This is a genomic window from Rhodococcus sp. MurmanLake-1 (assembly GCF_056945715.1).
On the sequence record NZ_JBWZNF010000001.1, the window covers coordinates 1,267,731 to 1,290,580 of the forward strand.

Annotated in this window: 20 protein-coding genes; 9 read left to right on the top strand and 11 right to left on the bottom strand. The window is 63.4% G+C overall.

Annotated elements, in window-relative coordinates:
* The first annotated feature begins 177 nt into the window (after positions 1 to 177).
* Both AC2ETI_RS05855 and AC2ETI_RS05860 read left to right on the top strand, forming a co-directional pair.
* Positions 178 to 1,947, top strand: coding sequence for an Ig-like domain-containing protein (locus AC2ETI_RS05855; RefSeq protein ID WP_428690536.1), 1,770 nt, complete (start codon positions 178 to 180; stop codon positions 1,945 to 1,947).
* A gap of 51 nt (positions 1,948 to 1,998) precedes the next feature.
* Entirely contained in the window at positions 1,999 to 3,756 is a 1,758-nt protein-coding gene (locus AC2ETI_RS05860) for an Ig-like domain-containing protein (RefSeq protein ID WP_172933411.1), read from the top strand.
* A gap of 83 nt (positions 3,757 to 3,839) precedes the next feature.
* On the opposite strand, the gene AC2ETI_RS05865 is transcribed toward AC2ETI_RS05860, so the two are convergent.
* The 3 genes from AC2ETI_RS05865 to guaB form a co-directional block, all read right to left on the bottom strand.
* Positions 3,840 to 5,594 (bottom strand): GMC oxidoreductase, encoded by a 1,755-nt coding sequence (locus AC2ETI_RS05865; RefSeq protein WP_020906934.1) that lies wholly within the window; start codon positions 5,592 to 5,594, stop codon positions 3,840 to 3,842.
* A gap of 173 nt (positions 5,595 to 5,767) precedes the next feature.
* The gene (locus AC2ETI_RS05870) at positions 5,768 to 6,907 is read right to left on the bottom strand and encodes a GuaB3 family IMP dehydrogenase-related protein (RefSeq protein ID WP_003940976.1); all 1,140 of its coding nucleotides are present in this window, start codon (positions 6,905 to 6,907) and stop codon (positions 5,768 to 5,770) included.
* A gap of 27 nt (positions 6,908 to 6,934) precedes the next feature.
* Positions 6,935 to 8,458: an IMP dehydrogenase gene (gene guaB / locus AC2ETI_RS05875; RefSeq protein WP_020723641.1), complete on the bottom strand. Its 1,524-nt coding sequence runs from the start codon at positions 8,456 to 8,458 to the stop codon at positions 6,935 to 6,937.
* Between the two features lie 243 nt (positions 8,459 to 8,701).
* On the opposite strand from guaB, the gene AC2ETI_RS05880 reads away from it, so the two are divergent.
* Positions 8,702 to 9,106 carry a DUF5319 domain-containing protein gene (locus tag AC2ETI_RS05880; RefSeq protein WP_003940777.1) on the top strand — a complete coding sequence of 135 codons (405 nt, stop codon included), beginning with the start codon at positions 8,702 to 8,704 and terminating at the stop codon, positions 9,104 to 9,106.
* 102 nt (positions 9,107 to 9,208) lie between these two features.
* Here AC2ETI_RS05880 and AC2ETI_RS05885 read toward each other — a convergent pair whose 3' ends face one another.
* From AC2ETI_RS05885 to AC2ETI_RS05895, 3 genes are all read right to left on the bottom strand, one after another.
* Positions 9,209 to 10,144 carry an anti-sigma-D factor RsdA gene (locus AC2ETI_RS05885; protein WP_223257858.1) on the bottom strand — a complete coding sequence of 312 codons (936 nt, stop codon included), beginning with the start codon at positions 10,142 to 10,144 and terminating at the stop codon, positions 9,209 to 9,211.
* Positions 10,128 to 10,706, bottom strand: coding sequence for a sigma-70 family RNA polymerase sigma factor (locus tag AC2ETI_RS05890; protein WP_003940953.1), 579 nt, complete (start codon positions 10,704 to 10,706; stop codon positions 10,128 to 10,130). The genes AC2ETI_RS05885 and AC2ETI_RS05890 overlap by 17 nt, the downstream gene beginning before the upstream one ends.
* A 176-nt stretch (positions 10,707 to 10,882) precedes the next feature.
* Positions 10,883 to 11,581 (bottom strand): hypothetical protein, encoded by a 699-nt coding sequence (locus tag AC2ETI_RS05895; RefSeq protein WP_483633671.1) that lies wholly within the window; start codon positions 11,579 to 11,581, stop codon positions 10,883 to 10,885.
* A 755-nt stretch (positions 11,582 to 12,336) separates the two neighbouring features.
* Here AC2ETI_RS05895 and AC2ETI_RS05900 point away from each other — a divergent pair.
* The 4 genes from AC2ETI_RS05900 (at position 12,337) to AC2ETI_RS05915 (ending at position 14,960) form a co-directional block, all read left to right on the top strand.
* Entirely contained in the window at positions 12,337 to 12,633 is a 297-nt protein-coding gene (locus AC2ETI_RS05900) for a WhiB family transcriptional regulator (RefSeq protein ID WP_003940939.1), read from the top strand.
* 165 nt (positions 12,634 to 12,798) lie between these two features.
* Positions 12,799 to 13,464, top strand: a complete 666-nt coding sequence (locus tag AC2ETI_RS05905; protein ID WP_007728616.1) for a fasciclin domain-containing protein — start codon at positions 12,799 to 12,801, stop codon at positions 13,462 to 13,464.
* Between the two features lie 88 nt (positions 13,465 to 13,552).
* On the top strand, positions 13,553 to 14,221 hold the full coding sequence (locus AC2ETI_RS05910; RefSeq protein ID WP_019747585.1) for a sigma-70 family RNA polymerase sigma factor: 669 nt from the start codon (positions 13,553 to 13,555) through the stop codon (positions 14,219 to 14,221).
* A 1-nt stretch (position 14,222) separates the two neighbouring features.
* Positions 14,223 to 14,960 (top strand): anti-sigma factor, encoded by a 738-nt coding sequence (locus tag AC2ETI_RS05915; protein WP_019747584.1) that lies wholly within the window; start codon positions 14,223 to 14,225, stop codon positions 14,958 to 14,960.
* A 76-nt stretch (positions 14,961 to 15,036) separates the two neighbouring features.
* Here the strand turns inward: AC2ETI_RS05915 and groL are convergent, their stop codons facing one another.
* Both groL and groES read right to left on the bottom strand, forming a co-directional pair.
* Positions 15,037 to 16,647, bottom strand: coding sequence for a chaperonin GroEL (groL, locus tag AC2ETI_RS05920; protein WP_019747583.1), 1,611 nt, complete (start codon positions 16,645 to 16,647; stop codon positions 15,037 to 15,039).
* 86 nt (positions 16,648 to 16,733) lie between these two features.
* A complete protein-coding gene (groES, locus tag AC2ETI_RS05925; RefSeq protein ID WP_003940763.1) occupies positions 16,734 to 17,033 on the bottom strand; it encodes a co-chaperone GroES in 300 nt (99 codons plus the stop codon).
* Positions 17,034 to 17,266: 233 nt separating this feature from the next.
* On the opposite strand from groES, the gene AC2ETI_RS05930 reads away from it, so the two are divergent.
* The gene (locus AC2ETI_RS05930) at positions 17,267 to 18,982 is read left to right on the top strand and encodes a TIGR03767 family metallophosphoesterase (protein ID WP_483633652.1); all 1,716 of its coding nucleotides are present in this window, start codon (positions 17,267 to 17,269) and stop codon (positions 18,980 to 18,982) included.
* A 19-nt stretch (positions 18,983 to 19,001) separates the two neighbouring features.
* Here the strand turns inward: AC2ETI_RS05930 and AC2ETI_RS05935 are convergent, their stop codons facing one another.
* Positions 19,002 to 19,562, bottom strand: coding sequence for a potassium channel family protein (locus AC2ETI_RS05935; protein ID WP_133728670.1), 561 nt, complete (start codon positions 19,560 to 19,562; stop codon positions 19,002 to 19,004).
* A 161-nt stretch (positions 19,563 to 19,723) separates the two neighbouring features.
* Between AC2ETI_RS05935 and AC2ETI_RS05940 the strand changes: the two genes are divergently transcribed.
* Positions 19,724 to 21,316 (top strand): Hsp70 family protein, encoded by a 1,593-nt coding sequence (locus AC2ETI_RS05940; RefSeq protein ID WP_483633653.1) that lies wholly within the window; start codon positions 19,724 to 19,726, stop codon positions 21,314 to 21,316.
* A gap of 3 nt (positions 21,317 to 21,319) precedes the next feature.
* Here AC2ETI_RS05940 and tsaD read toward each other — a convergent pair whose 3' ends face one another.
* Both tsaD and rimI read right to left on the bottom strand, forming a co-directional pair.
* Positions 21,320 to 22,357 (bottom strand): tRNA (adenosine(37)-N6)-threonylcarbamoyltransferase complex transferase subunit TsaD, encoded by a 1,038-nt coding sequence (gene tsaD, locus AC2ETI_RS05945; protein WP_019747579.1) that lies wholly within the window; start codon positions 22,355 to 22,357, stop codon positions 21,320 to 21,322.
* Positions 22,354 to 22,848: a ribosomal protein S18-alanine N-acetyltransferase gene (rimI, locus tag AC2ETI_RS05950; protein WP_020906927.1), complete on the bottom strand. Its 495-nt coding sequence runs from the start codon at positions 22,846 to 22,848 to the stop codon at positions 22,354 to 22,356. The genes tsaD and rimI overlap by 4 nt, the downstream gene beginning before the upstream one ends.
* Positions 22,849 to 22,850: the final 2 nt, after the last annotated feature.

The window sequence follows — 22,850 nt, forward strand, 5'->3', positions numbered from 1 at the left end:
AAACGGCGACATCATCGCAGGCCAGAGCCCGAAATGGACGGAGGGTGAATTTTCTGGACGTTTGACCGATTCGACTGAACCAAACGTCCAGTAAAGGTAATCTCGCCCGTCAAGTGATCAGGATCACGATCGCAAACGGCCGGCGCCGCCGAACGGCGCTCACCTCGAGGAGGACCTGTGCGTCGATTCATACGACGACTCGCCATACCTGTCGCGGCTGTGACGGCTGCCGCCGGACTTCTAGTCCTCGGCACGCCGGCCACTGCTGACGAAGCCCCGCCGACCACCTTCACCGGCACGACCGACAATCTGATCTTCACGAAGAGTGTCATCGGGAACGCGGCAGTTCACCCGGGTGACACCGTCACGTACAAGACCGAGATCAAGCACAACGAAAGCGGCATCGAACGGTCGATCGCAAAGATCCGTGACATCCCGCCCGCAGGATTCGTCCTCGTGCCGGGCAGCGCCAAGGCCACCTACCTGGGTGTGACCAACCGGGCGACGATCAGCAACGAATCAGATGGCGGAGTCTCAGCGAAGTGCTCGAGCGGCTGCACCTTCCTTGTCGGTGGATTCGTCGTCAAGAAGAACCAACCCGTCACGCTCGAAGCGACCTACACGGTCCCTGTCGGCACAGCGTTCGGGACGTACGACAGCGGCATGCTCTTCGACGTCAACGCCTTCAGCACGCAGCAGGGCCTCAACCCGATCAACGTCAACGTCCAGGTCGTCGACCCGTCTGTCGCCACCGGAACCACACTGGTTGCACCGGCAACGGCGAAGGTCGGCACGCCGGTCGACCTGACCGCGACGGTTGCGCCGTCCGACGCGAGCGGTACCGTCCAGTTCAAGGACGGCAGCAACGACATCGGCTCACCCGTCCCGGTCTCGGGCGGTAGCGCCACCCTCTCCCACACCTTCGACAGCGTCGGCGCCCACGACATCACAGCCGCGTACAACGCCGGTCCGGGATTCCACAGCTCGACCTCCGGAGTCCAGACCGTCGACGTCTCCGCGGACACCACCACCACGATCTCGGCTCCGAACGCCGCATTGGTCGGTGACAGCATCACCGTGAGCGCCGTCGTCACACCGGCGAACGCCGTGGGCACGGTGCAGTTCAAGGACGGCGACACCAACCTCGGCGCACCGGTGGCCGTGGTCGACGGAACGGCTTCCCTGACCCGTAGCTACGACGCCTCCGGCACGCACAGCTTCACCGCAGTGTTCACCGGAGAGGCCGGCTACGGCGATTCAGTGTCCACCGCAACCCAACTCGACGTCAGTGACCCGGACTGGGGAACCACCACCACCGTTGTCGAACCGCTCACAGCAGTCGTCGGTGAACCGACCAACCTCTCGGCCACCGTCTCCCCCATCCCGAGCAGCGGAACCGTGACGTTCAAGGTCGACGGCGCCGAGGTCGGTACCGCACCCGTCGGCACGGGTGACGGCGTCGCGATCCTCCCACACACCTTCGCATCAGCCGGTGCCGCAGCCGTGGTTGCCGAGTTCTCCGGCGGAACCGGATTCATCGCCTCCACGTCCACGTCGTTCACGGTGAACGTCACCGATCCCGAGCCCGCCCGCGCGGACACCACGACAGTCCTGACTGTCAGCGGCTCCGCTCAGGTCGGAAAGACATTGCAACTCAAGGCCACCGTTGCACCCGGAACAGCAAACGGAATGATCCAGTTCAAGTCCGGCACGACGCCCATCGGCGCACCCGTTGCCGTCGTCAACGGCGTCGCGACGCTCACGCACACCTTCGACGACGAGGGAACGTTCGGCCTCACTGCCAACTTCGTCGGCGACGCCGGCTGGAAGAACTCCGTCTCCGGCCCGACGGTCGTACAGGTCGGCACCGCGCCGACCGACGGCGGCGGCACCGGAAGCGTGGACACCGGTTCACTCAGTGGCATCATCCCACTCTTCGGAAGCTAGTCCCCCACATCAGCTTTGGACACCACTCCCGTACCCAGCTCAGGAGAATCCATGTTCGCGCATTCCAGACGCCGCATCGCGGCGCCGATAGCCGTCACGGCACTCGCCAGTGGCGTCATCCTCGCGGGAATCCCCGCGTCAGCGGCCCCGGTGACAACAACTTTCGGAACGAGTTGCCTCGCAACCCCGTCCGCCGTCGCCGGTCCGACCACGCAGTCCCAGTCCGGTTCGGTCATCGTCGACGCACCGGAGAGCGTCGGAGCGGGTGAGACCTTCGAGGTCACCATCCAACCCGGTCCCATCGCCTTCCCCGGATCGGCTTCGGGGGCGACCGTCCAGAACGTCTCCCGCATCAAGGTCGACGTCGACGTTCCCGCGAACGCCACCTTGGTGGAAGCCACCATCGTTCCCGGAACTTCGGCAGGGCTCAGCGGTGTCGCGCCGAACATCCTGCGTGTCAACGAGAACGGCAACGTCGATCCCAACGGAACGATTCTGCGTCTCTCCGGAAACAACCAGGTCATCGGCAACAGCCCCAGCTCGAGCATCAACTCCGAGGGCGGCATCGTCGTCAAGGCGACCGGCAAGAACGTCGACGGCTCCAACAATGCCGACGGCTACACCCAGTTCCAACTCCCCCAGGTCAAGGCCATTCTCAAGGCCGGCGATTCAGGGGACGTCGCGATGAAGGTACGCACCGGCGGTAGCGCAGGAGCATGGAACAACGATCGCAACTTCCTCACATTCCTCCCCAAGGCCACCCTGGTCATCACCGCTTGGGCGCCTACGCGGTGCACCCCTCGTGACGCTGAGAACGGTCCTCTCAACAGCGGCGCAGGCCCCCTCGCCACGACACGGATCATCGAGGCGGACAAGGCGACCACCACCACAGTCGTCGGACCGGCCAACGCCAAGAACGGAACTCCTGTCACTCTGTCGGCCAACGTGAGCGGCGGCGCAAACGGTGGAACCGTCCAGTTCTTCGACGGCGACAACCCCCTCGGGGACGCGGTGCCGGTCACCGGAGGGTCGGCAAGCATCTCCCCGACCTTCACCGAGGACGGACCGCACTCCATCACCGCGAGCTACAGCGGTGCACCCGGATTCCTGGCGTCGACGTCGGCGTCGGCCAAGATCGTGACCGTCACGACCGATGCGCCGCCTGACGCCGTGACCACTACCGCAACGGTTTCGCCGTCTACCGCGAAGGTCGGTCAGGACGTCAACCTCACCGCCAAGGTCGATCCGCAGGGCACCGGCGGCACCGTCGACTTCATCGTCGACGGCACCGAAACGCTGACTGCCACGGTCGGAACAGACGGAGTTGCCATCGCTCCGTACACCTTCACCTCGACAGGAACGCACAAGGTTGTCGCGAAGTTCACGGGTTCACCAGGATTCGCGCCGTCCGCTGCCCCGGCATTCCCGGTCAGTGTCACGACTCCGGCTCCCGCTGACGTCGAGACGTCCACGGTTCTCGACGCGGTCGGAACTGTCCAGAAGAACACCCCGGTGACACTCAAGGCAACGGTCGATCCGGCCGGGGCCACGGGCAAGGTCCAGTTCAAGGTCGGTGACACCCTCATCGGTGGACCGGTCGACGTGGTCAACGGTGTCGCAACGGTACCGGCCACGTTCTACAACTCGGGGACCTACAGTGTCACTGCCGAATTCGTGGGTGCTTCGGGCTACACGTCCTCGGCCTCCGCGCCGCAGACCCTGACCGTCCCCGGTGATACCGACGGCGGACCCGGTGGCGGAACCGGCAGCCTCGACCTCGGCACCCTCTTCGGGTCGCTGGGCGGCTGAGAAGGTGGGCTGACGATCTGAAACTGCAAAAGGGGCGTGCCGTCGAATCCTCGACGACACGCCCCTTTTCGGTTCGCGGTGAACTATCCGGCAGCAGGCTCCGCCGGAACGGCTGTAGCCGTCTTGCCGCCGGTGATCTTCACGATCGGCAGAACCAGCGCGGCTGGAGCCGACGCCGGCACCACGGGCGACTTGGGTGCAATCGGAGCCAAGCGTTCGTAGCCGCTGCCCTGGGCGGGACGCAGGTCGGTCTCTCCCTTGTTCGGCCACAGCGAGGCCGATCGCTCGGCCTGAGCGGCGATGGTCAGCGACGGATTCACGCCGAGATTGGCCGAGACCGCTGCGCCGTCGACGACGCTGAGCGTCGGGTAGCCGTACACGCGGTGGTACGGATCGATGACGCCGTGATCGGAATCCGACGCGATTGCGCAACCACCCAGGAAGTGCGCGGTCAAAGGAACGTTGAAGATCTCGCCCCATGTGCCGCCTGCGACGCCGTCGATCTTCGCGGCAACTCGACGCGTCGCCTCGTTGCCCTCGGGAATCCACGTCGGGTTCGGCTGACCGTGGCCCTGCTTGCTGGTGACCTTGCGTCGACCGAACAGGCCCTTCTTCGTGTACGTGGTGATCGAGTTGTCGAGGTTCTGCATGACCAACGCAATGATCGTGCGCTCGCTCCAGTCCTTGACAGTCAGCATGCGCAGCATCTGGTACGGGTTCTTCGCGACCACACCGAGGAACTTGATCCACCGCGGTGTCGAGCCACCGCCATCCGTCATCAAGGTCTGCAGCAGTCCCATCGCGTTGGAACCCTTGCCGTAGCGGACCGGCTCGATGTGGGTGTCACTACTCGGGTGGAACGACGACGTGATCGCCACTCCGCGGGTCAGGTCGAGTGCAGGATCGACCTTGTACTTTCCTGCGCCGACGATGGATTCGGAGTTTGTTCGAGTCAGCTCGCCGAGCTTGTCGGAGAGCTTGGGCAGAGCGCCGGTGTCCTTCATGTCGAAGAGCAGATGCTGAGTGCCCCACGTTCCGGCCGCGAGAATCACGTTCGCAGCCGTGTAGGTGCGGCGGTTCTTTCGCCCGAATGCACCGGTTCGCTCGGTGAACACATCCCACGAACCGTCGCGAGCCTCACGAAGTCCGGACACGGTTGTCATCGGAATGATCTCGGCGCCGGCTGTCTCGGCAAGGCCCAGGTAGTTCTTGAGGAGAGTGTTCTTCGCTCCGTGACGGCAACCCGTCATGCACTCGCCACACTCGATGCAACCGGTGCGCTCGGGTCCGACGCCACCGAAGTACGGGTCCTTCGCCTTCTTGCCCGGCTCACCGAAGTAGACGCCGACAGGGGTCTGGATGAACGTGTCGCCGACGCCCATGTCGTCGGCGACCGACTTCATGATCTCGTCAGCGGGCGTCATGTGCGGGTTCTGCACGACGCCGAGCATCTTCTGAGCCTGCTCGTAGTACGGGGTGAGCTCACTTCGCCAGTCGGTGATGTGCGCCCACTGCTTGTCCTGGAAGAACGGCTCCGGCGGCTGGTAGAGCGTATTGGCGTAGTTCAACGACCCCCCGCCGACGCCTGCGCCCGCAAGGATGAGGCAGTCGCGCAGCAGATGCACGCGCTGAATGCCGAAGCAACCCAGCTTCGGAGCCCAGAGGAACTTCTTGAGATCCCAGCTGGTCTTCGCGAAATCTTCGTCGGCATACCGTCGGCCGGCTTCGATGACGCCGACCTTGTAGCCCTTCTCCACGAGACGAAGCGCGCTCACGCTTCCGCCGAACCCGGATCCGACGATCAGTACGTCGTAGTCCGTTGCCCGTTGCTTGCCCATCAGGACACCTCCACCGTGAACCGTAGTTACCCGCCAGTATGCACCTATCCCTTGTGACTACCACCACAAGGGGCCCCATAAGCGTAACCGCAAGTATCAGGAACGGAAGAAAGTCCTGCACAACGAACTGTGGCCCCGGTTCACGAAGAACCGGGGCCACAGAAAGGTACAAACTACGCGCGGACCGTCAGCCCGACCTTCTGGAACTCCTTGAGGTCGGAGTACCCGGCCTTGGCCATCGACCGACGAAGACCGCCGACGAAGTTCAGAGAACCGTACGGATCGTCCGAAGGACCGCTCAGGACCTGATCCAGGCTCGGACGCTCGCCGTAGGAAACCGGAAGAAGCGCTCCACGCGGAACCGAAGGATGAGCCGCAGCGGACGGCCAGTACCAGCCGCCACCCGGCGCCTCGGCGGACACGGCCAGCGGCGTGCCCAGAACGGCAGCGTCGGCACCGCAGGCGATGGCCTTCGCCAGATCACCCGAAGTTGCGATGTCACCGTCGGCGATGACGTGGACGTAGCGTCCACCCGTCTCGTCGAGGTAGTCGCGCCTGGCTGCTGCAGCGTCGGCAATGGCCGTGGCCATCGGAACGCCGATACCCAGGACCTCACCGGTGGTGGTTGCACCCTCGGTGGAGCCGTACCCGACGATGACACCGGCAGCGCCGGTACGCATCAGGTGCAGCGCGGTGCGGTGGTCACTGACCCCACCAGCGACAACCGGAACGTCGAGTTCCGAGATGAACGTCTTGAGGTTCAGCGGTTCCTGCTCGGTGTGCACGACGTGCTCGGCCGAGATGATCGTCCCGTGGACGACCAGCAGGTCGATTCCGGCCTTGATCAGCTCGGGCGTCAGTGCGCGCGCATTCTGCGGACTGACCCGAACGGCAGTGGTGACCCCCGAATCACGGACCTGCGCCACCGCAGCAGCCAGAAGACCCGCCTGCAGCGGTGCCGCGTGCAGCTCCTGCAAGTAGCGGATGGCTGCGTCGACGCCACCGTCCTTCTCGGCGATCTCGACGAGACGCCGGAGCTTCTCCTCGACATCGGGGTGACGGCCCCACAGGCCTTCACCGTTGATGACACCGAGGCCGCCGCGCTTACCCAGCTCGATCGCGAAGGTCGGCGAGACCAACGCGTCGGTGGGATGTGCGAGGACTGGGATGTCGAACCTGTAAGCGTCGAGCTGCCAAGCAGTCGACACCTCCTTCGACGAACGGGTTCGCCGGGAGGGAACGATGTTCACATCGTCCAACTCGTAGGTACGTCGGGCCGTTCGACCCATGCCGATCTCAACGAGGTCGCGCACGCGCGCCCCTTTCTCGTGTACTGGTTGCTAACGAGCGGTGTAGTTGGGTGCTTCGACAGTCATCGTGATGTCGTGCGGATGGCTTTCCTTCAAACCGGCCGCCGTGATCTGGACGAACTGAGCGTTCTGCAGGTGCTCGATCGTCGCCGACCCCGTGTAACCCATGGCAGCGCGCAGACCACCGGTGAGCTGGTGCGTCACCTGGGAAAGCGGGCCACGGAACGGAACACGTCCTTCGATGCCTTCCGGAACCAACTTGTCCTCGGAAAGTACATCGTCCTGGAAGTACCGGTCCTTGGAGTACGACTTGGCCTCGCCACGCGATTGCATCGCGCCGAGCGAACCCATACCGCGGTAGCTCTTGAACTGCTTGCCGCCGACCAGGATCAGTTCGCCGGGCGATTCAGCGGTACCGGCCAGGAGCGAACCCAGCATGGCCGTCGAGGCACCCGCGGCAAGAGCCTTCGCGATGTCACCGGAGAACTGGAGTCCACCGTCAGCGATGACGGGCACACCCAGAGGCTTGCACGCGGCAACCGCTTCCAGGATGGCCGTGACCTGAGGGGCACCGACGCCGGCGATGACGCGGGTGGTGCAGATGGAACCAGGGCCGACTCCGACCTTGACGGCATCGACACCAGCTTCGACCAGTGCCAGAGCACCCGCGCGCGTAGCGACGTTGCCACCGATGATCTGAACCCGCTCACCCAGTTCACGCTTGAGCTTGGCGATCATGTCGAGAACGTTGGACGAATGACCGTGCGCACTGTCAACCACGAGTACGTCCACACCGGCATCGGTGAGCGCCATCGCACGCTGGAAGGCGTCGTCGCCTGCACCGACTGCAGCGCCGACGAGCAGTCGACCGTCACGGTCCTTGGTAGCGTCCGGATGCTGCTCGGTCTTGACGAAGTCCTTGACCGTGATCAGGCCGGTGAGCTTGCCGTTGCCGTCGACGATCGGCAGCTTCTCGATCTTGTGCCGACGAAGAAGGCCCAGTGCCACGTCTGCGGTGACGCCTTCCTGAGCGGTGATCAGCGGCATCTTGGTCATGATCTCGACGACCGGACGATTCTGGTCGACCTCGAAACGCATGTCACGGTTCGTGACGATGCCGACCAGCTGGCCGGCGTCGTCGGTGACCGGCAGACCCGAGATGCGGAAGCGAGCGCACTTCGCGTCGACCTCACCCATCGTGTCGGTCGGCTTACACGTGACGGGATCGGTCACCATGCCGGCCTCGGAGCGCTTGACGGTCTCGACCTGTCCTGCCTGAACCTCGACGGACGAGTTGCGGTGCAGAACACCCATGCCGCCGGCGCGTGCCATCGCAATTGCCATGCGCGACTCGGTGACGGTGTCCATCGCAGAACTGACCAACGGAATCCGCAGACGGATGTCGCGGGTCAGTTGACTGGACGTGTCGACCTGGCTCGGGATGACGTCGGACGCAGCAGGCAACAGCAGCACGTCGTCGTAAGTCAGTCCCAGCATTGCGACCTTGTTGGGGTCGTCTCCTCCGGTGTGTACATGTCCTGCAGAACTACTCATGCGGTCAGGACCCTCCATGGACCTAGATTCGCCCAGGGCGACCGCTGTAGCAGCCGCCTCGAAACGGATTACGAAAGCTGGATATCGGATAGAAGGCGCCTGCACGGAAAGAAATTCCTGGCACCTTTTCCCGGCGTTGCACACCATGGTATCGGCTCACTCAAAGGTCCGAACCATCCCACCCACGCTGCGGGTACGCGTAACAAGTGGCGCTGACCCCCCTGACCTGCGTACCGTGGTGCTGTGCGTGATCAACTGCCCCCCGGTCTGCCGCCAGATCCCTTCGCCGGCGACCCAGCTGACCCCTCCGCGGCTCTCGATGCCATCGAGCCGGGTCAACCACTCGACCCCCACGAACGCCAGGCGGTCGAGGAGGATCTCGCTGACCTCGCCGTCTACGAGGCACTCCTCGCTCACCGCGGCATCCGCGGTCTCGTAGTGTGCTGCGAAGACTGCCAACAAGATCACTACCACGACTGGGACATGCTGCGCGCAAACCTGCTGCAGCTCCTCGTGGACGGAACCGTCCGCCCCCACGAGCCTGCCTACGACCCGATGCCTGAGGCATATGTCACGTGGGACTACTGCCGTGGATACGCCGACGCGTCGATGAACGAGGCGATGCACGGCGACGGTTTCGACAGCTGAGCGAAACCCCACCAGGTTCATACGAAAGTGGCCGACAAGCAATTGCTTGTCGGCCACTTTCGTATGAACTTGGACCGCAACGATGCGATCAGAGCGGGAACCTCAGGGTGGGGGTGAAGAAGAATCACCCGACGGCGACGAGGCCGGGGCCAGTGACGTCGTTGTCGTGGTGGTCGTCGTGGTCGTGGTAGTCGTCGTGGGCGACGATGACGGTGTAGACGACGCCGCGCTTGGACCAGGCGCTTGCATGATTCCAGGGTCGGGCGTTGTCGTTGTGGTCACGCCGCCAGACAACTGAGGGTTGGCCGGATTGACTGAAGTCCCCGGAATCGCCGTGGGAGAGGTGGCAAGCGAGGATTGCTGATCGGACGTCAACGGCGGTACTGCGGGTGACGTGGTCTCCTGGACCTGCGTCATCAACTTGCCCCAACGCTCGACGAGATCCGTCTTGTCCTGCGAGTCCTTGACCGCATCGGCACGGTGAGCTGCGTTGTCCAGCACCATCTTTGCCGCGGGAATGTCCCCGGCGGCCAACAGACGCTCGGCCTTTTCCAGCTCGGATGTCGTGTCGATCTTCGCGACCGTCGAGTTGGCCTCGTCGGCGAAGACGACCTGCTTGACGCCCCAGAGGGCATCGCCGGGCTGGGCGTCGTACGCCATCGCTGTGGCACCACCGAAGACCACTGCTGCAACAGCTGCTGCGGCGGCGATCGGGCGGACCACACGCAATCGGGAACGGGAACGTGAACGCTGACGATCGGAGAAGCCGGACGGCGTCGCTGTGATTGCAGCGATGACATCGTCCAACAAAGGACCCTCGGGCATCGGAGTCGCAACGACATCGTCACGCCATTGCGAGAGAATCAACGCAAGTTCGTACTGTTCGGTGCTATCGGTTGCTACCGGCCCGCCACTCGAAATGGACTCGATCAGCGCATCGTCACGCCGAACCGCAGCCAAGTCCACTGGCGTACCGTCGTCGGCGAGATCACCGAGATTCGAAGCGTCACGCCCCTCGTCTCTAGCCAAAGCTCTCACCTGCTTTCGTTACTTCTTTTTTCAGTTTCGCGATCGCCCTGTGCTGAGCGACTCGTACAGCTCCGGCGGTACTACCGACGGCGACGGCCGTTTCCTCGGCCGACATCCCGACCACCAGGCGAAGTATCAAGATTTCTCGATGCTTCTCCGGAAGTGTGCCGAGAAGTTCATGCATCTGTCTGCTGGACTCCGAATCGAGTGCTCGCTGTTCGGGACCATCATCCAGTGCTATTACATCCGGTACTTCGGAAACGGGCTCCGACTTGTTACGGGCGGAACTTCTATGTGCGTCCGCAACCTTGTGCGCGGCAATTCCGTACACAAAGGCCATGAACGGGCGTCCCTGGTCTTGATAACGCGGCAGCGCGGTCATCACGGCCAGACACACTTCCTGCGCGACGTCGTCAGCGGACAGGTGTCCCCGCTCGGCCGCACCCACTCGACCGCGGCAGTAGCGCACCACCATCGGTCGGATGTTCTCCAGAACCAAAGCTAGAGCTGTACGGTCGCCCTGCGCAGCAGCGGCGACCGCGGTGTCCAACTCATCGCTCGTATTTGTCATCGTCAGCGAAAATCCTGGCGTTACAGTGGCACCTCCCGAGCGGGTGTGCTCCCGCTCTCAGCGGAACCCTCTAAGAGTAACCATCCGGACCGGCTGGTCTCCGCATGCCCGCCCAGCAGTCGCGATATCGAAACAGCCCTGTGGGAATCGTTCGCGAGAGACTTCGGGTGGATCGATTACGACAAAGGTAGGAGTGATCCACCGCGCATCGCAATCAGATCGCCGATCTCACGGGCACTCGGCGAGGCCCTCCCGCCGCTCACGCCCTCGATCAGCAGCGACGACGCCCAGGCCAGGGGCAGCAGGCCGTATTGCTGACACCGCGCCAGCACTTCCGCTGCCGACTCCACCGCCGAGCTCGGGTCTGTTCCGGTCAGCGCGGCGCTGCGCAGTAGATCCGACTTCACGCGGTGCCGGACGGACTCCGATTTCCCCGACAATTCGACGGCGCGTTCTGCGTGTCTGCGGGCGCGCGCGAAGTCACCTCCTGCCAGAGCCAGTTCCGCCGAGACCCATTCGATCCGAATTTCCTGCCGCCACAGCCCGCCCTCGCCGCCCAGACGGGTCCGACATTCCGCCAGCAGGCGCCAGCCGAGCGGAAGCCGGCCACAGCCGAGGGCGTCCGCGGCCAGACCGGTCAGAGCGTCACAGGCAGCCTCTGGATCGACTGGCAGACCGCCGACGATCGCCAGTGCGCGCCCGTCCCACGTCGACGCGAGTGCATGACGTCCACTCTGGCGAAGAAACGACGCCCTCGTACTGGCGGACAGAGAGGCAAGAACTCGATCCGAGTGCGTCGAGGACCCCGTCGTGAGCCGATCGAGGACATCCAATGCTGCCCGCGCCCTCGCGTAGTGCCCCTGACCACCCAGAATTACTGCCGTTGTCCACCAATCCCGGGTAGAGCACGGCGCCGGGAGACGGTCAAGGTCCGGATCCGCACCGAATGCGGCGGATTCGAGAGTCCCGGGACGGCCAGGTGACTCAGTGAACGAAGGCGATTCAGGGGGCTCAGGTGTCGACACAGGTAGATCATCGCAGCAGCGCCAGCAGACAAGCGCCTGACCGATGCCGTTTGCCGCACGGGAAGACGAAAAGGCAAGTTTGTCGGAGTTAATCAGATATTCAACTGAGATTTGCCGAATGTACTCGTAATGATATTTAACGGGCATATATCCGTGACGTTAACTGCGCACTACTTATTGGACAGATGTCCTAGTTGAAACTTGGGCACTAAGTCCCGAAATGGAGTACGACCCTGCCCGCGCAATATCGGACAAATGACGCAAACCGAGCCGACGGGCTGAGTGTTTTCGCCGGGCGATCAGCAGCAAACATATCCCTGATCTGTGGGTTTCGCATCTCGAGCAGCCAGGCTTGCCTGCCACCACCTCGATCGACCCGATTTCAACATCGGCGCAGCACAACGCATGAGAGACCCGAAATGTAAATATATACTTCGTTAACTCTCGCATTTCGATATATGCCGATCGCCACTGAACGAGCCTATTGACGCGATTTACTCAGCACCCTTACGGTTAGCAAGCGTGAACGATTCAGAAGGCCCGGATAACCTCCGGGCAACTTGGTCCGCTCGTTGATCAACGCGAGCTTGCAGTAAGGAGTCAACATGCCTGCACCGAATCACCTTCCAGGCCCCAACGCAGACATCTGGGACTGGCAGATGCACGGTCTGTGCCGCGGAGTCGACTCCTCCATGTTCTTCCATCCCGATGGCGAACGCGGTAGAGCACGTGCCCAGCGCGAAACCCGCGCAAAAGAGATGTGCCGTCAGTGCCCGGTACTGATGCAGTGCCGCAGCCACGCGCTGACCGTCGCCGAGCCGTACGGCATCTGGGGAGGAATGTCGGAAACCGAACGTGAACTACATGCGCGCCACCGTCGCACCACCCGCATAGCTTCCTGATACACGTAGGTCGAGTGCACAAGGCCCCCGAGAGTTTTCGGGGGCTTTTGCTTGTTTACATCAGCTCCTGAAAAGAATTTCCGACTCCGACCCATCCTGTCGACAACCGACTCCGAATGCCTTCTGACAGTGCACCTCAGCACATCCCTTCAGGAAGGCAGACCCATGAACACCTCTACTCGAGTTCTGGCAGTCACCGCAGCAGCCTCTTTCGCCGTCTTCGGCGTCGTCGGTTGCTCCTCCGACGACAACGATTCGTCGACCGACACGTCCAGCGCCGCCATGACGTCTTCTGCCATGGGATCGAGCATGTCTCCCAGCAGCGCGATGGCGGAGCCTGCTTCTGATCTGGTCGGTGCCGGTTGTGCCGACTATGCAGCCGCAGTGCCGAGCGGCGCCGGATCGGTCAGCGGAATGGCCCAGGATCCGGTTGCCACAGCGGCATCCAACAATCCGTTGCTCACCACCTTGACCGCGGCAGTCTCCGGCCAGCTCAACCCGGACGTCAATCTGGTCGACACTCTCAACGGCGGCGAGTTCACCGTCTTCGCGCCGATCGACTCGGCATTCGCCAAGATCGACCCCGCGACGATCGACAGCCTCAAGACGGACAGCGCCACGCTGACCAAGATCCTCACCTACCACGTGGTTCCCGGCCAGATCGCTCCTGACGCGATCGACGGAACGCACCCCACCGCCGAGGGCGGAACGGTCACCGTCACCGGATCCGGTGACAACATCAAGGTCAACGACGCAACTGTCGTCTGCGGTGGAGTCAAGACCGCAAACGCCACCGTCTACCTCATCGATTCGGTGCTGATGCCGCAGTAGTCCCCACCTGCTGTGCGCCTTTATTAACCCCCCGCGGTTAATAAAGGCGCACGGCGGCCAACGGCGGGCCGAGAGAAAAGAACCGGACATGCACGCTACGGTTGTACGCGATGAAGCGAGACAACTCTTCGTGAGCGAGCCAGACCATGCGTCGGATGCGGCCGACGCATGCCCGACGGACAATTCTGCGGCCCGCACCGCGCGAATCGTGGAATCACGCGAGCTGGCAGTGATCCTCGCGAACGTGGCCGGTGGCGACCAGAGCGCCTTTGCCGAGTTCTACGACCGAACCAGCTCCCGTGTCTACGGCATGGTTCTCCGTGTACTCCGTGATCCAGGCTTCTCCGAGGAAGCGGTCCAAGAGGTCTACCTCCAAGCCTGGAAATCGGCCGACAGCTTCGATCCTGCCAAGGGGTCCGCACTCTCCTGGCTTCTGACGCTTGCCCACCGCCGCGCGGTGGATCGCGTGCGCTCCGAACAGTCGAGTTCGGATCGACAGGCTCTCTACGACACCACCAATGCCACTCCCGAGTTCGACGTCGTCAGCGACGAAGTGACACGAAGAGACGAGCATCGTGCTGTCACCGACTGTCTCGAAACGCTGACGGACACTCAGCGCCAATCGGTGACTCTCGCCTATTACGGCGGCCGAACGTACCGCGAGGTGGCCGAAGATCTCGGCGTGGCGATTCCCACGATCAAGTCGCGAATTCGCGACGGACTACTGCGCCTACGTGGATGTTTGGGGGTGATGTGAGATGGACGAAGAGCTGATCGACTACGCGTACGCCTACGCGATCGATGCGTTGGACCTCGACGAGCGCCGTGAGGTCGACAGACGACTTGCCGCTTCGGACTCCGCGACCCGCGCCGAATTCGACGCCCAGGTCCGACTCACCTCCGAAACCATGGCCGCGATGACCGTCGTCGACGCCGTCGAGCCCCCGCCGTCACTGCGCAGCAGCGTCCTCGCCTCGATCGCAGAACAGACCGCGGCTCCCAACGCCCCGGTTTCGCTGGCCGAGCGTCGTAACCGTCGACGCCCGTGGACCATGGCTCTTGCGGCGGCCGCCGCAGTCGCAATCCTGGTCGGCGGCATCGGAATCGGACGCACGCTGTCCGACAACACGCCGCCGCAGAACCCCGCATCCGAAATCATGGCAGCACCCGACGTTCATGCCACGACGCGTGACATCCCGGGCGGCGGTAGTGCCACGACGCTGTTCTCGCCCTCCGAAGACGCCGCAGTCCTCGTGATGAACGATGTGACTCCCCCGAGTCCGGATACCGTCTACCAGATGTGGCTGGTGCCGGGCGACACCGACGACACCACGATGATCCCGATGGGGACGATGGCTCCGAGCGACGTCAAACCCACTACCCAGGTGGTGCTCGACGGCATCGGCCCGAACACGAAGTTGGCGTTCACGGTCGAACCGCCCGGCGGATCGCAGCAGCCCACCAGCGAGCCGTTCGCAACGATCCCGCTCATCTGATCGCCAGACGAAAGAAGAGATCCCCCACCGGAATCCGGTGGGGGATCTCTTCTTTGTCGAAACTACGAGCAGCGAGCTAGTGGCTGTGACCGTGTCCGGTGTCGGCAACTGCCTCGGTCGGCTTCTCGACGACAGCGCTCTCGGTCGTGAGGATCATGCGCGCGACGGAAGCGGCGTTGACCACTGCCGAGCGAGTGACCTTGACCGGGTCGACGACGCCGTCGGCAAGCAGGTTGCCGTAGGTGAGGGTGGCAGCGTTGAAGCCTTCGCCCTTGGTCATCTCGGCGACCTTGCTGACAACGACGGATCCGTCGATGCCTGCGTTGCTGGAGATCCAGAACAACGGAGCGTTGAGGGCTTCACGGACCACGGCAACGCCGGTGGCCTCGTCACCCGACAGGCCGAGGTTCCCGATCAGAGCCGTACCGGCCTGAACGAGAGCCGATCCGCCACCGGGGACGATGCCCTCGGCAACTGCTGCCTTGGCTGCGTTGACCGCATCCTCGACGCGGAACTTGCGTTCCTTGAGATCGGTTTCGGTGGCTGCGCCGACCTTGATGACGGCCACGCCGCCGGACAGCTTCGCCAGACGCTCTTCGAGCTTCTCGCGGTCCCAATCCGAATCGGTGTTCTCGATCTCGCGACGCAACTGCGCGACGCGGGTCGCGATGTCGTCAGCGGTGCCGGCACCGTCGACGATGACCGTCTCGTCCTTGGTGACGACAACGCGGCGAGCGCTGCCGAGCAGGTCGAGGCCGGCTTCCTTCAGGGAGAGGCCGACGTCGGTGTTGATGACGGTGCCTGCCGTGACGACTGCGAGGTCGTCGAGGAATGCCTTGCGACGATCACCGAAGAACGGCGCCTTGACGGCGACGGCCTTGATGGTCTTGCGGATGGAGTTGACCACCAGGGTGGAGAGAACTTCACCCTCGACGTCCTCGGCGATGATCAAGAGCGGCTTGCCAGATTCGGCAACCTTCTCGAGCAGCGGCAGGAAGTCGGGAAGTGAGCTGATCTTCTCGCGGAAGAGCAGGATCAACGCGTCTTCGTAGACGGCCTTCTGCGCATCGATGTCGGTGACGAAGTAGGGCGAGAGGTAGCCCTTGTCGAACTGAACGCCTTCGGTGACAACGAGTTCGGTTGCAACGGTGGAGGATTCCTCGACCGTCACGACGCCGTCGGTTCCGACACGGGTAAGTGCCTCGCCGACGAGCTTGCCGATCTCTTCGTCACGCGAGGAGACGGTGGCGACCTGGGCGATCGACTTCTCGCCCTCGACCGGGGTGGCCGCGGCGAGCAGTTCCTCGACGACCTTGTCGGCTGCGGCGTTGATGCCGACGCCGAGCGCCATCGGGTTCGCGCCCGCTGCGATGTTCTTGAGTCCGCCGCGGACGATGGCCTGGGCCAGAACGGTCGCGGTCGTGGTGCCGTCGCCGGCAACATCGTTGGTCTTGGTGGCGACGCTCTTGACGAGCTGCGCGCCGAGGTTCTCGAAGGGATCTTCGAGCTCGATCTCACGAGCGATGCTCACACCGTCGTTGGTGACGGTGGGGCCGCCGAATGCCTTGGCGAGCACGACGTGGCGTCCACGCGGGCCCAAGGTCACCTTGACGGCGTCGGCTAGCTTGTCGACTCCGGCTTCGAGAGCGCGGCGTGCGGTCTCGTTGAACGCAATTTGCTTGGACATCTGTTCTGTCAGCTCCTGAATCTTCGGGGCGTGAACGCATTCCGCCCCGGGATCCTGTGTGGACTCCGGGGCGGATCACGTGTGTCTTACTTGGAGACGACAGCCAGCACGTCGCGTGCCGACAGGATCAGGTATTCCTGGCCGGCGTACTTGATCTCGGTTCCGCCGTACTTGGAGTAGATGACCGTGTCACCCTCCTTGACGTCGACCGGGATGCGGTTGCCCTGCTCGTTGACGCGGCCTTCGCCGACTGCAACGACGGTGCCCTCCTGGGGCTTTTCCTTGGCTGTGTCAGGAATGACCAGGCCGGAAGCCGTCGTCGTTTCAGCCTCGTTGGCCTGGACGAGGATCTTGTCCTCGAGCGGCTTGATGTTGACGCTCGCCACGATGAGCCCTCCACTTTGGGGTATGTGCGTCCGAGGCGATCCTCGGACAGCTGTTTGGGTATGCCGTTTACGGCGCGTCACTGCAGTCCCGTCGTCGCGGGTGCCGGAACTCGATCAGCGCCAATTGGCACTCTATACGTGAGAGTGCCAACCCTCAAGGACTGGGCGCATTTTTCTCTTCGTCCAGAGCGAAACAGGACAGCCGTCCACCACGTTCACCTATTGTTCACTTCGTGACGAACATCAATCGCCGTAGTTTTCTGACCTTCGCCGGACTCGGCGCCGTCGGCGCGGTCAGCCTTGGCAAGCCGTGGGGCCTGCAATACGCAGGCGCGTCGACCATTCCGACGTCAGGTCCCGGCACCACTCTCGAGTCCGTGTCCACGCCCGTCAGCAGCAGCGGCTACACCAGGCTCACTGCCGGTCCCGGTTGGGCGAACATCGTGCGCAGCGAGTTGGCCGAGCCGAAGTCAGGACGCGAGGACCGACGCACCGCGCTCGCCTCACTCGTGCAGTTGACCGACGTCCACATCGTCGACGCCCAGTCCCCCATGCGCTTCGAATACGTCCATCAGATCACCGGCTCGGCGTTCCGCCCCCAGGAGACCTTGACGGCGCACGGGCTGATTTCGCTTGTCCGACGAGTCAATTCGATCGGAAGCGGCCCGCACACCTCGCGCCCCTTCGATGCCGTGGTCACCACCGGCGACAACACGGACAACAAGGAATTCGCCGAACTCGACTGGTTCCTCACCTCACTCAACGGCGGAACCGTCGTCGCCAACACCGGCGCCAAGGACCGCTACGAGGGTGTGCAGAACTCGGGTGCCGATCTGTACTGGAACCCCGAGTCACCGATGCTCGATATGTACAAGAAGGCCGGCTTCCCGGAGATTCCGGACTTCTTCGGGGCCGCGTTCACTCCCGTGTCGAGCCCCGGCCTGAACACCCCTTGGTACTGCGTGTTCGGCAACCACGACGATTCGGTGTCGGGGACGGTGCCAAGCGGCATCCCACCGCTCGAAGCGATGTACACGGGATCTCTCAAATTCGAGGTGCCCGGTTCACCGGAGCAGGCCAAGCAGATCGACATCGCCACCAAGTTCGATCCCAGTGCGATTCCCGGAATCCTGTCCGCCTTCACGACGCCGCCGCGCCAGGTCACCCCCGACCCGTCGCGCGCACCGTTCACACCCCGGCAGTTCATCGCCGCACACCTTGATCCCGCGCACACCGGCCCCGGCCCTGTCGGGCACGGTTTCGCCCCCGACGCCGGCGAAACCGGTATCGGCTACTACTCGTTCCAGATCGTACCGGGCGTCGTCGGCATCAGCATGGACTCCACCAACCGCGCAGGCCTTGTCGACGGTTCGCTGGGCGCCGCTCAGTTCCAGTGGATCGAGAACACCCTGCGCGCCGGCAGCAGCACCTACTACGACGCCGCGGGCTCTCGCGTCACCGAGTCGCGCAGTGACACCTATTTCGTGCTGTTCAGTCACCACACGAGCGACACGATGGACAATCTCATTCCCGACCCCGAGAACGTCCTCGAGCCGCGCCTGCGCGGTTCACAGCTTCTGGACTTGCTGCATCGTTTCCCGAACGTACTTGCCTGGGTGAACGGACACACCCACGAGAACAAGATCACCCCGTGGCCCGGCGCGACCCCCGAGCAGGGCTTCTGGGAGATCAACACCGCCTCTCACATCGACTACCCACAGCTCGGGCGCATCATCGAGATCGCGGACAATCACGACGGAACGGTGTCGTTGCTTGCGACGCTCTTCGAAGCGGAAAGTCCCAATTCAGTCGAGTACAGCGACAAGTCGGCAGCCGGGCTCGCCTCGCTGTACCGCGAACTGTCGTTCAACGACATCCACCGCGACCCGAAGTTGACGGGTACCGGCGTCGACCAGAACGTCGAATTGTTGGTCCACACCGGACGATGACTCCGATTGCCGCAGTGTCCTAGGTGATTTCAGGTCCGCTCGAAGGCGAGCGGTGCGCTTTCGCCCACGACACTGCGGCAACCACGAATCGAACGCCGAATCCGATCAACACCAGATTGCAGACGATCTGAAGGCTCACGAGTCCCCTGGCAAGGTCCGTCTGTGCAGCGATGTCGCCGAAGCCGACGGTCGAGAACACCGACAGCGAAAAGTACAGGGCCGCCATACGCGACAGCGGTTCGGTGAAACTGCCGGCACTCGCATGCTCGACCGAAAAATAGGTGATGGACACCAACAGCAAGTAGGTCGGCATCACGACCGCCACTGCTTCGACCGCTTGCAGAGAAGGCACATCGGAACGCAGAATTCGACGCACCTGCCAGGTCGTCACGGCAAGCACCGCGGCCCCTCCACCGATCAAGAGGAAAATCGCACCCACTGTGTGGACATCGATCCACGGCAGGAAGAAGTACGCACATCCGAAGGCGATCATCGTCAGCGTGGGTCGAAGCACCGCACCCCGGATCAGCGCGCGTCGTCGATCCCGGTCGATGTGGGGAGAATCGCCATTTTTCCGCATGAATCAATGATCGACAATTTCGCAGGTAAAACCACCCTTTCGGTCCGAAAAGGGTGTCATGGAGACAAAAAGCACTGAGCAATCCTCACGAACCTTCTGTAACGTTCATATAACGGCGGTCGATTGAACATTGACCGGTATTGACTGTGAGGAGGTGCGCGATGAGTTGTTCACTGGGAATTTCCACTGGATCTTCCGGTGTCTATTCAGCACTCGTCGACACCGATACCAGCACAAACGCGCCAGGAGCGGTGCCTGCCGAGACTCGCTTCGTCTCGGCGGATCAGGCCAATTCCAACGTCGGTGACCTCGTCAGGGCGTCCATCAAGCTGATGACGACGCAGGTAACGGACGGAACTGAAGCGCCGCGCTCGATCGGTGTCAGCTATCGCACGGACGACCAGCTCGCGAGCATCAGGTCATCTCTCTCGCGCTCGCCGAAGCAGGTCCGTGCCATCCCCGAACCTGCCGCCGTACACGCGTATCTCGCCGAGACCGGGAAAACCGAGCGGTACGACACGACAGCTCAGGTGGACGTCGGCGATCAGGGTCTGACGGTGTCCGTCGTCGATCACACCGGTGAAGTTCTGCATTCCGACCGTATCGACGCCCTCGCGGGGGCCGGAATCGACCGGGCATTGGTCGACTTCGTGACGGAGAAGGCGCCAGGGCACCTGCGCCGGTACACCGACGCGGAACTTCTTGCTGCCCGGTGCCACGTCGCGAAAGAGCAACTGTCCACCGCCGCCAAGGTGACCATCGACCTTCCCGTCGATGCAATGGCGATCACGCGCGACGAGTTCGAAGCCATCATCGCCCCGGATATCGAGCGCGCCGTCACCTTCATCCGGGAAGTCGTGAACGGCTCACCGCGGCCGGTCGGTGCCGTTGTGCTCATCGGCGGTGGCGCACACATTCCGGCCGTGCGGTCCGCCGTCGCCGCTGCCGTCGACCTCCCCTTGGTCGAGATCGTCGAGCCCGAGACTGCGGCAACCAAAGGTGCTGCACTCCTGGCAGATTCGATCACCGCAATTCGTTTCCCCTTGCTGGGCTCCGGAAGTGACCAGCGCTCGGGATCCACCGCCAAGGTCTCGGGAGCTTTGATCGGCGCGCTCGTGGTCGGCGGACTGGTACTCGGCTACGGCGCAAAGGAATTGGTGCCGACCGACGACACCGCGGTCTCGCCTGTCGGAACCGGTTCGACCACGACGACGGTGAGCCCCGAAGCGACGCCGAGCACCGGATCGACGATCATCCCCTCGCATGATCCTCTGCCTTCGGTAGTGGGCAGCACTTTCCCGCAGTACGGCTATCCCACAACGCCGTTCGACTCACAGCCGTTCGACACGCACTCGTACACAACGCATCAGTACACGCTTCCGCCGGCGCCGATACCGGACACGTCGACGACAACCACACCGCCGACGACGACCACGACCACGACCACCCCGAATTGGCCGACCATCCCCGGAATCACGCTGCCCGATCCACCGGCGTGGTGGCCGACGCTTCCGGACACCGAGGCGACTCCCCCGGTCGATCCGACCGAGGCAAACCCCGGCGGCGGTCTCGGCCCGGGTGAGAGCGGCGGCGAAAACCCGACGACGCCGGAAAATCCTGGATCCGGTTCTACCGAAACCGAACTCACCACCCCCGGTGGTGATCCGACGACAAAACCCGGTGAACCGAATACCTCGACGCCCGAACCCGGCCCCGCGACCACACCGGATCGGGAACCGGTCCCAGTCGGTTGATTCTCAGCGCATCAACTGGCTGACCGAGACCGACAGCCCCGGGTCCGTGGCAACACTCAATTCCGAAGGGCCTGCACCGTTTCCGATCAGGTGGGCAGCCAACGAAGCGATCATCACGCCGTTGTCCGTGCACAGTCGAGGTTTCGGAATGCGCAACGTGATGCCGGCTTCGGCGCAGCGCTGCTCGGCGAGTGAACGGATACGTGAATTGGCCGTGGCGCCGCCGCCGAGAACCAACGTGTCGACCCCGACGTCCTTGGCTGCACGCACTGCCTTCAGCGTCAGGACGTCGGCAACCGCTTCCTGGAACGAGGCAGCGATGTCCGGGATCGAAAAGGCCTCGCCTGCGCGCTCTTTCGATTCGACATAGCGGGCGACGGACGTCTTGAGTCCCGAGAACGAGAAGTCGTGCCGCGAATCGCGCGGGCCGGTCATGCCGCGGGGGAAGGCGATTGCGTTCCGATCTCCCTCTTGCGCAGCAGCATCGAGTGCCGGTCCGCCCGGAAAGCCGAGCCCGAGCAGTCTGGCCACCTTGTCGAAGGCCTCACCGGCGGCGTCGTCGACAGTCGTGCCCAGTTCGACAATGGGCTTGCCCAGATCTTCGACGTGAAGCAGGTGCGTGTGACCGCCGGAGACCAGCAATGCGACGCACGAGGGCAACGGACCGTGCTCGAGAGTGTCAACCGAGACGTGACCACCGAGATGATTGACCGCATAGAACGGGATGTTCCAGGCTGCGGCATAGGCTTTCGCGGCGGCGACACCGACCAGTAGCGCACCGGCCAGGCCGGGTCCGATGGTGACGGCAAGTGCGTCGGGCTTCTCGATACCGGCGGCAGCAAGGGCACGGCGCATCGTCGGCACTATCGCCTCGAGGTGAGCCCGCGAGGCTACTTCGGGAACCACTCCCCCGTACCTGGCGTGCTGATCCACGCTCGATGCCACCTCGTCGGCCAACAGGTCGCAGGTTCCGTCACCGTTCCAGCGAACGATACCGACACCTGTTTCGTCGCAAGAGCTTTCGACACCCATGACGATCATGCTTGCTGCTCCTCAATTTCGCGGACACCGAGCACGGCGGGCCGTCTCATCGTGTACGCATCTGCCCCACTGGGCTGGTAGTACTTCTTTCGTGTTCCGACGATCTCGAATCCTTCGCGCCGGTACAGCGCGATGGCAGGGTCGTTGTCGGTGCGCACTTCCAGGAACACCGGACACTGCCGTGAATCCGCCAGGGTCAGAAGCGCATCGAGCAACGCGCCGCCGATTCCCAGTCGCTGAGCCGAGGGATCGGTACCGATGGTGTGAACCTCGGCCTCCATGTTCGGCGACGCGCCCAACAACGCGACTCCGGCGTAGCCGAGGACGTGACCGTCGGGTTCCCTGGCAACGAAGTAATGATTATGTGCGCCCGCAAGTTCCGAGACGAACGCTTGCGCGCTCCAGGGTCCGTCGCCCGCGAACAACGCGCGCTCCAACTCCCCGCACCGTTCGGCGTCATCGACGTTCATCGGCTCGATGCTGTACTTCATCT

Bases quoted from the DNA above. Each gene is read 5' to 3' on its own strand.
- groL (WP_019747583.1), bottom strand. From the start codon at position 16,647: ATGTCCAAGCAAATTGCGTTCAACGAGACCGCACGCCGCGCTCTCGAA.
- AC2ETI_RS05905 (WP_007728616.1), top strand. From the start codon at position 12,799: ATGAACACCTCTACTCGAGTTCTGGCAGTCACCGCAGCAGCCTCTTTC.
- AC2ETI_RS05910 (WP_019747585.1), top strand. From the start codon at position 13,553: ATGCACGCTACGGTTGTACGCGATGAAGCGAGACAACTCTTCGTGAGC.
- AC2ETI_RS05940 (WP_483633653.1), top strand. From the start codon at position 19,724: ATGAGTTGTTCACTGGGAATTTCCACTGGATCTTCCGGTGTCTATTCA.
- guaB (WP_020723641.1), bottom strand. From the start codon at position 8,458: ATGAGTAGTTCTGCAGGACATGTACACACCGGAGGAGACGACCCCAAC.
- AC2ETI_RS05890 (WP_003940953.1), bottom strand. From the start codon at position 10,706: ATGACAAATACGAGCGATGAGTTGGACACCGCGGTCGCCGCTGCTGCG.
- tsaD (WP_019747579.1), bottom strand. From the start codon at position 22,357: ATGATCGTCATGGGTGTCGAAAGCTCTTGCGACGAAACAGGTGTCGGT.
- rimI (WP_020906927.1), bottom strand. From the start codon at position 22,848: ATGAAGTACAGCATCGAGCCGATGAACGTCGATGACGCCGAACGGTGC.
- AC2ETI_RS05935 (WP_133728670.1), bottom strand. From the start codon at position 19,562: ATGCGGAAAAATGGCGATTCTCCCCACATCGACCGGGATCGACGACGC.
- AC2ETI_RS05860 (WP_172933411.1), top strand. From the start codon at position 1,999: ATGTTCGCGCATTCCAGACGCCGCATCGCGGCGCCGATAGCCGTCACG.
- AC2ETI_RS05900 (WP_003940939.1), top strand. From the start codon at position 12,337: ATGCCTGCACCGAATCACCTTCCAGGCCCCAACGCAGACATCTGGGAC.
- AC2ETI_RS05865 (WP_020906934.1), bottom strand. From the start codon at position 5,594: ATGGGCAAGCAACGGGCAACGGACTACGACGTACTGATCGTCGGATCC.
- AC2ETI_RS05915 (WP_019747584.1), top strand. From the start codon at position 14,223: ATGGACGAAGAGCTGATCGACTACGCGTACGCCTACGCGATCGATGCG.